Below are 11,755 nucleotides of genomic sequence, written 5' to 3' on the forward strand. Positions count from 1 at the left end.
CAAAAGCTCCTTTCAGGCCTGCTGCCAGCGCTTGCCGCCGCAGGCAAAGAGGATGTAATAGGTGAGGGTGTACAGCCGGCGGTAGAGGGTCAGCCGGCCGCTCTCCTCCGACTCGTAGCAGCGGGCGATGAGCCCTTTCAGCCGCAGCCGGAACAGCAGGTAGTAAGGGGTGAAAAAGCGGTGGCGGCGCAGAAGACCCAGCAGTTCGGGCACAGCGCCGGCGGTGAAGAAGTCCGCCGGAAGGGCCTCGCCCAGCTGCCCCGCCGCCCACACGGCGAAGGCGAACCGCCGCAGATAGGTGCGCAGCTGAGGGGCAAGGTCTGCCTCGGTCATGCCCTGCCAGCCGTTCATGGCGGCGCTGGCCTCGGCGTATTCCTGTGCCAGGCGGCGGGCGTAGTCCCGGTATTCCTCCGGCTCCCAATCCACCTTGCCCCGGCGGTCGCCCCGGGCCTTCTGGTTGCTCACGCTCTCCAGATTCATCCGCCAGAAGTACAGCGGCGCTTCCAGCTGACGCACCAGGGCCCCGGGCCGGGCGGCAAAGAGGGCTTGCAGATACTCACCGCCGAACACATAGTCCTCCGCCTTGGCCAGGGTCGTGTCAAAGCGCACCCCGGCGGCGCGGATGAGGGCGGCGTCGAAGAGCTTGTTGGTCACGGCGTGGCCGTCCACGGTGGTCATGTACACCCGGCTCTGGGCTTCAGTGTAAAGGGTCTGGGGCAAACCGGAGCAGTCGGGGGCAAAGCCTGACTTTGCCAGCTGCGCCTGTTCCCGGATGCGCCGCCAGCAGACAAAATCCCCCGGCCAGCGGCCGGCGGCGTCCAGCGCCAGAGCCATGGCGTCGGGAGCCAGGGCGTCGTCGGCGTCCGCAAAGAGGAAGTATTCGCCCCGGGCGGCGTCCATGCCGCTGTTGCGGGCGGCGGAGACTCCGGCGTTTTGCTTGTGGATGACGGAGAATCGGCCGTCCGACGCGGCGGCCTCGTCGCAGATGGCGCCGCTGCCGTCGGGGCTGCCGTCGTCCACCAGAATGCATTCCCAGCCGGCAAAGGTCTGGGCGCGGATGCTCTCAATGCAGGCGGGCAGGAACTGCTCCACCTTGTAGACGGGAACGATGACGCTGATGACGGGATGTTCCATGGCGTTTACAACCTGTTCCAGCGGCGGCCCAGCAGAATGTCACCCACAAGGAAGACCTTCCAGTACAGCCGCATGGATTCACTTTCGTCGGATTGATACACCGCCGCGATGAGGCGCTTCCAGCGCAGGCGCAGCGGCCAGTAATAGGCGCAATAGAGCCGGTTGCGGGTCATGGCTTCGGTGAGACCGCCCACGCCGCCGCTGCCCCAGAAGCCCTCGGGCAGCTCTTCACCCAGCTGGCGCGCCGCCCAGACGGCGAAGGCGAAGCGGCGGGAGTACTGGTGGGCCATGTACATCTGCTCCTCGGGAATGAAGCCCTCCCAGCCGCCCATGGAGGACACCAGCTCGCCGTATTCCTTCATCAGCCGCGCGGCGTAGCCGCGGCTGGCCTCGGGGTCCCAGTCGATGGCGTGGGTAGCAATTTTCTGGCTGCTTGCCCGGCCGCTGCCGTTGTCGGGAGTAATAACGTAAAGCGGGATATCGAACTGAAGGATATTGGCGTTTGGCCGGTGCTCAAAAAAGACGTTTGCATATCGCTGGAAAAAGTCCGCGTCCTCACCACGGGGCAGAGCAGGATCGAAGCGGACTCCGCTTTCCCGGGCAATATCGCCGAAGAAAACCTTGCTCAGCAGCACGTTGCCGTTGCAGGTGGCGAAAAAGGCCGCCTTTTTTTCTGCGGAGAAGACGCGCGGCGAAGGAACAAAGTCCGGCGCGGCAGGGGTGCCGCTGGGAGCGCGCAAAAGAAAAGACAATAAATCGTCGGGATGCCGGCGATGCTGCTCCGCCAGCCATTCCAGCGCAAAGGGTTCAAGGTAGTCGTCACCATCCAAAAAGTGAAGGAGCTTTCCCCGGGAGGCCTCAAGGCCGGCGTTCCGCGCGCTGGAAACGCCGCCGTTCTCCTTGTGGATGGCGGTGAAGCGGGGGTCTCTGGCAGCGTATTCGTCACACACTGCGCCGGTGCCGTCCGGGCTGCCATCGTTTACCACGATGCACTCCCAATCGGTAAAAGTTTGAGCCAGCAGGCTGTCCAGACAGCGGCCCAACAGCGCCTCCAGCTTGTATGCGGGAACAACGATTGAGAACAAAGGCGTCTGATCAGATGACATGACGAAGCTCCTTTCGGTTGATGTCAGATGTCCCGGCCCACCACGTGAGCCACGGCGCGGCACTTGTCGATGACCTGGCGGAACTTCTCCGGCTTCAGGGTCTGGGCGCCGTCGCTCCAGGCGTGCTCGGGATCGGTGTGCACCTCAATGATGAGGCCGTCGGCGCCGGCGGCCACGGCGGCCAGGCTCATGGCCTCCACATAGCGCCAGTTGCCGGTGGCGTGGCTGGGGTCGATGACGATGGGCAGGTGGGTCTTTTCCTTGATGATGGGAATGACCGACAGGTCCAGGGTGTTGCGGGTGTAGGGCTCGAAGGTGCGGATGCCCCGCTCGCAGAAGATGACGTTCTCGTTGCCGCCGGCCATGATGTACTCGGCGCTCATGATCCACTCTTCGATGGTGTTGGCAAGGCCGCGCTTGAGCAGCACCGGCTTGTGCATCTTGCCAACCGCCTTCAGCAGCTGGAAGTTCTGCATGTTCCGCGCGCCGATTTGCACCAGGTCCACGTACTCCTCGAACTCGTCGATGCGGTCCTCGCTCATTAATTCGCTCACGATGGGCAGGCCGGTCTCCTCCCGGGCCTTCACCAGGTCCAGAATGCCCTCGGTGCCAAGGCCCTGGAAGGCGTAGGGCGAGGTGCGGGGCTTGTAGGCGCCGCCCCGGAGCATCTTGCCGCCGGCGGCCTTCACCGCCTTGGCGATGTCCACCGCCTGCTGCTCGCATTCCACGCTGCAGGGCCCGCCGATGACCACCACGTTCTCCTTGCCGCCGATCTTCACGCCCGCCACGTCCACAACGGTGTCGGCGGCGTGGAACAGGCGGTTGGCCTTTTTGTAGGGGGCGGACACACGGGTGACGCTCTCCACCCAGGGGTTCGCGGCTACCACCTTGTCGTTGATCTTGGTGGTGTCGCCCACCAGACCGAAGACGTTGTAGTCGGTGCCTCGGATGAGGGTGACTTCAAGGCCCTGGGCCTCGAAGCCGGAAATAATTTTTTGCAGTTCCTCCTGCGGAGTGCCTTTTTTGGTGGAAATGATCATTGCTTTCTCTCTCCCTTATGTTGCGATTTCCCTTTATTGGTTCTCCTGGCCGGCCAGCCAGCGCACGGCGTTCAGATAGCCGGCGATGCCCTGGCCGATGAAGTGAGCCTGGCAGGCCATGCCCGCGTAGCTGAGTTTGCGGAATTCCTCCCGCTGGTTGATGTCGGTGATGTGCACCTCGGCGGCGGGCAGGGCCACCGCCTTCAGCGCGTCCAGAATGGCGATGCTGGTGTGGGTGTAGGCCCCCGGGTTCAGCACGATGCCGTCGCAGTCAAGGCGCGCGGCCTGGATGGCGTCCACCAGGTCTCCCTCGTGGTTGGACTGGTAAAAGCGTACCTCCACGCCCAAGGCGTCGCACTCTTTTTGAATGAGGGCCAGAAGCCCGTCGTAGTCCACGGTGCCGTAAAGGCCCGGCTCCCGCACCCCAAGCAGGTTGAGGTTGGGGCCGTTAAGTACCAAAATACGCATGCAATGCCTCCTCTGCGGCCTTTGCCGCCCGGCGGAACACGTCGGTGTTGTTGGGGATGCGGATGTCCGCCGCCGCCTCATAAAGGGGGCGGCGTTTTTTCTCCATGGCGGCCAGGGCCGCCCGGTCGGTGGAAAGGGGACGCCCGCCGCCGGTGCGAAGCAGCTCCAGCGGCCGGTCGATGAACACCACCGGCCCGTTCTGCCGCAAAGCGGCCACGTTCTCGCTGCGCAGCACCGCGCCGCCGCCGGTGGAGAGCACCTGGCCCCCCTCTTTGGCAAAGCGGGCGGTGACCTGCTGCTCCAAATCTCTAAAGCCCGCCTCGCCGCTCTCGGCGAAGATGTCCGGAATGGGCTTGCCCGCCGTTTTCACGATCTCGGCGTCCAAGTCCACAAACGTTTTCCCAAAAGCCTTGGCCAGCTGTTTGCCGATGGTGGTCTTGCCGCAGCTGGGCATGCCCACCAGGCTGATGTTGGCCTTTTCGGCAAAGATGGCCTTTGCCAGGGGGGCGATGCGGTCGGTTTGAGGCTGGGTGCCGGTGAAAAGGGCGGCGGCGTACACCGCCTGGGCCACCAGCATTTCCAGGCCCCTGGCGGCCTTGGCTCCCGCCGCCCGCCCGGCCTGCACCAGCCGGGTGGAGAAGGGGTTATAGACCGCGTCCAGCACCGCCTCAAGGCCGGGCATCCTCGCCACGTCCAGGGCCAGGGTGTCATTGTTCGGATACATGCCGGCGGGGGAGGTGTTCACCACCACCTGCGCGCCGCAGGCAAGGGCGTCTTCGTAGGAGATGCGCTCCTCGCCGGGGGTGCGGCTGGCGTAGAGCACTTCGGCCGCGCCCGCCGCCTTCGCCACCGCGGTGACGGTCTTGGAGGTGCCGCCGGTGCCTAAAATCAGCACCTTCCGGCCGCCGAACTCCACCCCGTGGGCCGCCGCCAGAAAGGCGAAGCCGTCGAAGTCGGTGTTGTAGCCGTGGAGCACCCCGTTCACGTTCACCACCGTGTTCACCGCGCCGATGGCCTTGGCTTTTTCGTCCAGCACGGCGCAGTAGGGGATGACCAGCTGCTTGTAGGGGATGGTCACGTTGATGGCCTTGAAAGGCCGCTTTCCCATGAATTCCCTTGCCTCGGCCTCGGTGGGCAGCTCGGTGAGCTGGTAATCGCAGGGGTACAGCTGCTCGTGGATGAGCTTGGAGTAGCTGTGTTTGAGGGTGGCGCCGATGAGTCCGTATTCCATTGTTCCGCGCCCCCTTACCGCCCGGCCTGCCGCTGGCCGCCGCCGTTCTGGGTGAGCAGGTCCAGCAGGCCGAAGGCCGTGGCCGCCGTCTGCACGATGGCCGCCCGGTGCAGGATGCAGGGGTCGTGGCGGCCCTGAATTTGCAGGGTGGCCGCCTCGTTTTTGGCAAGGTCCACCGTCTGCTGCTGTTTGTAGATGCTGGGTGTGGGCCGCACGCAGCTGCGGAAGACCAGAGGCATGCCGTTCGTAATGCCGCCGTTCACTCCGCCCGCGTTGTTGGAAAGGGCGGTCACCCGGCCGTCTTTCACGGTGAGGGGGTCGTTGGCCTGGCTGCCCTTTAAGTCCGCGAAGCCGAAGCCCGCTCCGAACTCCACCCCTTTCACCGCCGGGATGGAAAAGAGCAGGTGGGAGAGCTGGCTCTCCACACTGTCAAAGAAGGGCTCGCCCAGGCCGGCCGGCAGGCCCAGCACTGCCGTTTCTAAAACGCCCCCCACGCTGTCGCCCTCGGCGGCAGCGGCGCGGATGGCCGTCTGCATCCCTTCGCCCGCGGCCTCGTCCAGAACAGGGAAGCCGGTGTTCGCCTCCAGCGCCTCCAACTGGGCCCGCAGGACGCTCTCCTTAAAGGCCAGGGGCGCGTCTTGGGCGTCCGCCACCCGGGCGATGTGGGTGGCGATAAGAACGCCCTTCGCTGCCAGAATGCTCTGGCACAGCGCCCCCGCCGCGGTGAGGGCGGCGGTAATGCGGCCGGAAAAATGCCCGCCGCCCCGCCAGTCCTCAAAGCCGGCGTATTTCACATGGGCGGTGTAGTCCGCGTGGCCGGGCCGGGCAAGGCCCACGGTCTTGGCGTAGTCGCCCGAGCGGGTGTTCTGATTCTCGATGACCAGCGTCACCGGAGTGCCGGTGGTGAAGCCGTTATACACTCCGCTCAGTATCTTCACTTTGTCCGCCTCGGTGCGGGCGGTGGAAAGGCCGTCCTTTTTGGCCCGGCGCTTGTCCATCTGAAAGGCGATGTAATCTTCGTCCACCGGGTGCCCGGCGGCAAGGCCGTCCAGCACCGCGCCGATGGCCGCGCCGTGGCTCTCGCCGAAGATGGTCAGGCGCACCGCGCCGCCGAAAGAGTTGCTCATCTCGTCACTTCCCCATCACAATGGTCTCAAGCTCGCTCAAGGGGGCTTTGTCCAGCCGCCAGCACCCGAGGCCCGGCACCTTCACCAGCGTGATGGAGTCGCCCCGGGCCTTTTTGTCGTGGAGCATGTAGGCCAGCACCTTTTCCTTGTTGTAGCTTGCGCGGCAGGGCAGGCCCAGCTTGCGGAAGACCGCCCGGGTGCGCTTTTGCAGCTGCTTGTCCTCGATCATGGGCAGCATGCCCAGGGCCACGCACTCGCCGTGGTAAAGGCCGGTCTTGCGCCGGCCGCCGATGCCCTTCACCGCCTCGATGCCGTGGCCCAGGGTGTGGCCGAAGTTCAGAATGGCCCGCAGGCCCTGTTCCGTCTCGTCCCGCTCCACCACGCTCTTTTTGATGAGCAGGCTGCGGCGGATGATGGTCTCCAGTTCAGCGTCCACGTCGCCGGTCTCGAACAACTGGAACAGCTCCGCGTCGCAGGTGAGGCTCATCTTCACGCTCTCGGCCAGGCCGTTCACAAAGTGGCGGCGGGGCAGGGTGGCAAGGGTGTCCGGGTCCACCACCACAAGTTTCGGCTGCCAGAAGGCGCCCACGATGTTCTTGGTGCGGCCCAGGTCCACCGCCACCTTGCCGCCGATGGAGGAATCGATCTGGGAGAGGGTGGTGGTGGGGCAGTTGATGAAATCCACTCCGCGCATATAGGTGGCGGCCACAAAGCCTGCCAAATCGCCCACCACGCCGCCGCCCACGGCCACCACCGCGTCGGAGCGGCCGAAGCCCGCTTCCAGCATGGCCTCCAGCAGCTTCTGATACACCGCGAGGCACTTGCTGCCCTCGCCCTGGGGCACGGTGTAAACAATGCCCTCCTTGCACTGGGCGCGCACCGTTTCGGCGTATTCGGCGGGCACGCCGCTGTCGGTGACGATGAACACCTTGCGGTTCAGATTGATGAGGGCGCCGAGGTTTTTCAGCGCTCCGCGCTTTAAAATGATGTCGTAGCTTCGCGCGCCCAGACGCATGGTCAGTTTCATGTCCTTACTCCCTTTCCTCTTTTGCGCTGCGGGAATAGACCCCCAGCACCCGCACCGTGTCGCACACGCCGTCCAGCTCTTTCAGCAGGGCGCGGGCGCCGTCGCTGTCGGTGCGGCCCACCAGCTCCACGTAAAAATAATACTCAAAGGGCACGCCGGGTTTCGGGCGGCTCTTGATGCTCTCCATGTTGAAGCCCGCCGCGCCGATGGCCTGAATGACCCGGGCCAGCATGCCCGCCTTGTGCTCCACGGTGAACAAAAGGCTGAACCGGTCGCCCGCGGTGGCCCGGGTGCGGCTGATGACGATGAAGCGGGTGGTGTTGTCGCCGTCGGAGTTGATGTCCGCGGCCAGGACTTCCAGACCGTAGAGCGCGGCGGTCTCGGCGCTGGCGATGGCCGCCAGCGACTTGTCGCCCCCCTCGGCCACCTGCTTTGCCGCCATGGCGGTGTTGGCGCAGCTCTCGGCGGGCAGGGAAAGGCTCCGTAAAAAGCGCTCGCTCTGGGCGATGGCCTGGGGGTGGCTGAACACCTTTTTCACGTCCGACAGCTTTGCCCCCGGCAGGCCCAGCAGGTTCTGACGCACCGGCAGGTCATACACCGCCGTGACGAAGATATCCTTGTGGGCGTAGCACAGGTCCAGCACCGCCGCCACGTCGCCGGCGTGGCTGTTCTCAAAGGGCAGCACGCCGCAGGCGGCGCGGCCGCTGGCCACTTCCTCGAACACCCCGCCGAAGGTGGGGCAGGCCACGGCTTTGGCCCGGGGGAAGAGGCTTTTCAGCGCGATGTGGGAAAAGGCGCCCTCCACTCCCTGGTAGGCCACTCTGTCCCGCCCCAGCACCTTGGTCTGGTACTGGCGGGAAAGGGCCATCTGATGTTTGATGTAATCGGTGTAATAGGGGGCGAGGTCCTTGTTTTTCAAAAGGGCCAGGTTCTTTTCCACCACCTGGGCCTCCCGCCCGGCGTCCAGCACCGGCAGGCCGTGGGCCTCCTTGTAGGCCGCCACCTGCGCCACCGCGGCCATGCGCTCCTCAAACAGCGCGGCCATCTGGCGGTCCACTTGGTCGATGGTGCGGCGCGCCTGTTCCAGTTCGTTCATCCCGGATGCCCCCTTTTCGCTCTGTCGCAGTAAAGTATACCATAAACGGGCCTATTGCACAATAAAAAGGACACAAAAAAATCCCGGCGGGCATTGCCCGCCGGGACGCTTGTTTTATGGCTTTTTTTCGGAGGGGTCCGGCTTCTTCGCCTGCACCAGATCCTCAAAACGGCGCTCACGGCCGTAGATGGGGCGGTAGGGATTGTCCAGCTGAGCGCTCAGAGGGCGCTTTTCCTTCTTTTCGCCCCGGCGCAGGAAGGCAGGCAGTTTCATTCCCCGCTCTCCCCGGTCAGCTCGGCCTCCCGCTTTTTGCGGAACTGCTCTTCCAGGCCAAAGACCTTGTCCATGATGCCGTAGGCGATCTGCTGGCAGAACACCGTCACCGGCACAAAGCCCAGCACCACCAGCAGCGGCACGGAAAGGGGGAACATCAGCAGCATCGCGCCCCAGTAAACGATCTGCACCAGCGCCATCGCCAGGGCCCACAGCGCGTGACCCAGGGCCAGGAACAGGCTGTTTTTCAAAAGGGTGACAAAGCTCATGTTCATCAGCACCAGCTGACCGAACACAAAGGGCACGCACATGCCGGTGAGCAGCAGGTTCAGCGCCAGCATCACCATGCCGCCCAGGCCCAGCGACAGGCCGCCGGCCACAATGAACCACAGCATGAACAGCTGGCCGGCGGTGAGGAAGCCCAGCAGTGCGCCGGGGGCCATGGAGGCCCGCCAGTTGTTTTTGAAGGCACGTTTGTAGATGTGCCACCAGAAGCCCGGCTCGTCCCGCATCGAGCGCAGCACCGTGTCGTGCATGCCCGCCAGGGTGGGCCCGGCGATCACGCCGCCCACAAGGCCGCCCGCCAGGGTGAAGATCAGGTTCTGGCCCAGCACGCCGATGCCCACCAGCAGCGTCCAGGGAATGTAGCCCAGCAGACACAGAAGGCTGGCCTTGAAAAAGCTGCCCCAGTCGCGCCCCAGCACCTCAAAGAAGCGGGCCGCGCCCTTTTTGCGGGGGGCGTCCTTGGCGACGCCCGGCCCCGGCCGGTCAAAGTTGCGGTTGAAAATTCCCATCGGTCAATACCCCTTTGTGCGGCCTGAAGGCCGCTTTATTTCGTTGCAAAGCCGTTACTGCGCAGCGGCTCCGGCGGTGAGCGTTTTATAGAGAGCTTCGTTCTCCTGCGGATAGTCCGCCAGCGTTTTGCCGTCGGCAAAGCCCCGGCGGGCGATGTAAAAGGTTCCGAGATAGGCCCGGGTCTCGTCGCTCAAGGCAAGCTCCGTCAGCGCAGGGCAGTCTCCGAAGGCGAACAACTGGGCCTCTTCGGCGCCCGCGCCCTCCGGCAGCAGGCTGCCGTCCGCCGCGGCTAAAAGCTCAAAGGAAAGCTGAAAGCCCTCCGGGTCGTCGGTGAGGAAGATGAGGCTGGTGCGGGCGCTCACGTCGCCGGTGAGGGTGGTGAGGCCCGTCATCTGGGTGAGGGCGTCCATGGCCACGGAGGAGTCGTCCTCCTCGGTGGCGGTGAAGCTCAGCTGGTATCCGTTCACCTGCACCAGCGTCTGGCCGTCGCCGTTCAGGTCGGCGCCGTAAACGGCCAGGGCGTCGCCCAGCTCGGAGAGCACGGTGTCGGGGATGTACTGCTCGGTGACCAGAGCGATCTGGTAGTCCGGCAGAACGCGGCCGAAGAAATCCACCGCCAGCCAGATCACCACCGCCAGTACCGCCGCGCCGATGCCCACATGTACCCGGTGGTACCACCACCAGTTGGCCAGCTTCTCCTTTCGGGTCAGCTCCCGGGGCTTGTCCGGCTCCAGATCCTCCGGCTTGATGTTCAGGGTGTAGCGTGCGCTTGCCATAAAAGACCTTCCTTTCAGCGGTTGCCGCTGTCAGCGGGCAGATGCGCCGCAATGATGTCCGCCGTGCGCTGGGGCAGGGCGCGGATCTCCTCTTTGGTGAGGCCCTCGGTCTCGATGGGTTCCAGCACCCGGATGGTCACGTGGGCCGGATGCATGAACATGTGGTGATTTTCCATGATGTCCCGGCTGCCGGTGATGGCCAGCGGCACGATGGGGGCCTTCGCCTTGGTGGCCACCCGGAACGCGCCGCTCTTGAACTCCAGAAGGCTGCCCTCCGCGCCCTTGTTGCGGGTGCCCTCGGGGAAGATGGTGAGGGAGTAGCCCTTTTTCACCAGGTCAATGGCCTCGTTCAGCGCCGCCATGGCCTTGCGGGGGTCCTCCCGGTCCAGAAAGACGCAGTGCAAAAGGCGCATCCAGCCCCGCACCAGCGGCAGCTTTGCCACCTCTTTTTTGGACACAAGGCCGTGGGGCGCGTCCAGCTGGGTGAGCACCAGCGGAATGTCGTAGTAGCTGCGGTGGTTGCCGGCAAAAACGCAGGGCCGGCCTTTGGGGATGTTTTCCAGCCCCTCCACCGTCACCGTCACCCCCGCCAGCTTTAAAAGCCGGTTCGCCCAGTAGGGCACGTGCTCGGCGGCCAGGGCGTCCGCCGTGGCCCAGTCGCCCGCCTCCAGCGCCCGGGTGCCCCGGCGGAGATCGGACAGGTGGAGCAGCATATAGCCCCAGAAATAGATGAACCAGACCAGCGTGCGCATACAAAAGCCTCCGAGGGAAGGGGATTCCGGCCGCAAAATGCCGTTAAAAATTATTGTAGCACGGAATTGTGAAAATAAAAAGACAATAATCCGCCCCGGGCGGCATGCCCGGGGCGGGGAGGGATGAAAAAGGATTCAGCGGCCGGTGCGCTCGTAGAGCACGGTCAGCCGGCGGATGCGCTGGGCCAGACCGGAGCTGGCCACGCCCGGCGCCATGCGCCACTGCCAGTTGCCCCCGGCTTTGCTGGGGGTATTCATTCGGGCCGAGGAGGGCAGAGCCAACCAGTCCTGCATGGGGATGATGGCGGTGTCGCTCACGCTGGCAAAGGCGGTGCGGATGAAGGCGTCCACCAGCTCTTCCTGTTCGCTGCAGGCCATGTAGGCCCGGGCCAGCGCCACGTCCTTCTCCGCCGCGTCGTTCTGCCAGGCGGCGGTGGTGGTGTTGTCGTGGGTGCCGGTGTAGACCACCGAATTGGGCACATAGTTGTGGGGTATGTAGTCCCCGGCCTCCCGGCTGTCGAAGGCAAACTGCAGCACCTTCATGCCCGGGTAGCCGCTGGCTTCCAGCAGGGCTTTTACCTCGGGAGTGAGATAGCCCAGGTCCTCGGCAATGATGCGGGCGTCGGGCAGGTTTTTGTGCAGCGCGCGCATCAGCGCCATGCCCGGCCCCTTGCGCCACACGCCGTTTTTGGCGGTGTCGTCGCCGGCGGGAATGGCAAAATAGCTCTCAAAGCCCCGGAAGTGGTCGATGCGGACCACATCGTACACCGTGCAGGCGTGGGCCAGCCGCCGCACCCACCAGGCGTAGCCGGTGGTGTAGTGGTAGTCCCAGTCGTAGAGGGGGTTGCCCCACAGCTGGCCGTCGGCGGCAAAGGCGTCCGGCGGGCAGCCCGCCACGGCGGCCATCCGCCGGTCGGCGGTGAGCTGGAA

Annotated in this window: 13 protein-coding genes; all 13 read right to left on the minus strand. The window is 64.8% G+C overall.

The genetic code is table 11. The features are described from left to right. Positions 1–12: 12 nt before the first annotated feature. Positions 13–1,134, minus strand: coding sequence for a glycosyltransferase family 2 protein (locus ACMNAY_RS01770; protein WP_418718163.1), 1,122 nt, complete (start codon positions 1,132–1,134; stop codon positions 13–15). 5 nt (positions 1,135–1,139) lie between these two features. After that, positions 1,140–2,240, minus strand: a complete 1,101-nt coding sequence (locus tag ACMNAY_RS01775) for a glycosyltransferase family 2 protein (protein ID WP_418718164.1) — start codon at positions 2,238–2,240, stop codon at positions 1,140–1,142. Positions 2,241–2,263: 23 nt separating this feature from the next. After that, the gene (gene aroF / locus ACMNAY_RS01780) at positions 2,264–3,280 is read right to left on the minus strand and encodes a 3-deoxy-7-phosphoheptulonate synthase (protein WP_418718165.1); all 1,017 of its coding nucleotides are present in this window, start codon (positions 3,278–3,280) and stop codon (positions 2,264–2,266) included. Between the two features lie 33 nt (positions 3,281–3,313). Next, complete coding sequence (locus ACMNAY_RS01785; protein ID WP_418718166.1) at positions 3,314–3,748, minus strand: type II 3-dehydroquinate dehydratase; 435 nt, start codon at positions 3,746–3,748, stop codon at positions 3,314–3,316. After that, positions 3,729–4,979, minus strand: coding sequence for a shikimate kinase (locus ACMNAY_RS01790; RefSeq protein WP_418718167.1), 1,251 nt, complete (start codon positions 4,977–4,979; stop codon positions 3,729–3,731). Before ACMNAY_RS01790 ends, ACMNAY_RS01785 begins: the two co-directional genes overlap by 20 nt. 14 nt (positions 4,980–4,993) lie before the next feature. Next, positions 4,994–6,106, minus strand: coding sequence for a chorismate synthase (aroC, locus tag ACMNAY_RS01795; protein WP_418718168.1), 1,113 nt, complete (start codon positions 6,104–6,106; stop codon positions 4,994–4,996). A 4-nt stretch (positions 6,107–6,110) separates the two neighbouring features. Continuing rightward, positions 6,111–7,133 carry a 3-dehydroquinate synthase gene (gene aroB, locus ACMNAY_RS01800; protein ID WP_418718169.1) on the minus strand — a complete coding sequence of 341 codons (1,023 nt, stop codon included), beginning with the start codon at positions 7,131–7,133 and terminating at the stop codon, positions 6,111–6,113. A gap of 4 nt (positions 7,134–7,137) precedes the next feature. After that, positions 7,138–8,229, minus strand: a complete 1,092-nt coding sequence (locus ACMNAY_RS01805) for a bifunctional chorismate mutase/prephenate dehydratase (RefSeq protein WP_418718170.1) — start codon at positions 8,227–8,229, stop codon at positions 7,138–7,140. 114 nt (positions 8,230–8,343) lie between these two features. Further along, positions 8,344–8,502 carry a hypothetical protein gene (locus ACMNAY_RS01810; RefSeq protein WP_418718171.1) on the minus strand — a complete coding sequence of 53 codons (159 nt, stop codon included), beginning with the start codon at positions 8,500–8,502 and terminating at the stop codon, positions 8,344–8,346. Beyond that, positions 8,499–9,296, minus strand: a complete 798-nt coding sequence (locus ACMNAY_RS01815) for a hypothetical protein (protein WP_418718172.1) — start codon at positions 9,294–9,296, stop codon at positions 8,499–8,501. Before ACMNAY_RS01815 ends, ACMNAY_RS01810 begins: the two co-directional genes overlap by 4 nt. A gap of 54 nt (positions 9,297–9,350) precedes the next feature. After that, positions 9,351–10,073: a hypothetical protein gene (locus ACMNAY_RS01820; RefSeq protein WP_418718173.1), complete on the minus strand. Its 723-nt coding sequence runs from the start codon at positions 10,071–10,073 to the stop codon at positions 9,351–9,353. A gap of 14 nt (positions 10,074–10,087) precedes the next feature. Further along, a complete protein-coding gene (locus tag ACMNAY_RS01825) occupies positions 10,088–10,825 on the minus strand; it encodes a lysophospholipid acyltransferase family protein (protein ID WP_418718174.1) in 738 nt (245 codons plus the stop codon). Between the two features lie 135 nt (positions 10,826–10,960). Continuing rightward, a partial coding sequence (locus ACMNAY_RS01830; protein ID WP_418718175.1) for a 4-alpha-glucanotransferase occupies positions 10,961–11,755 on the minus strand: 795 nt, incomplete at its 5' end.

It is taken from the genome of Candidatus Allofournierella merdipullorum, assembly GCF_048426865.1.
Lineage (GTDB): Bacteria > Bacillota > Clostridia > Oscillospirales > Ruminococcaceae > Allofournierella_A > Allofournierella_A merdipullorum.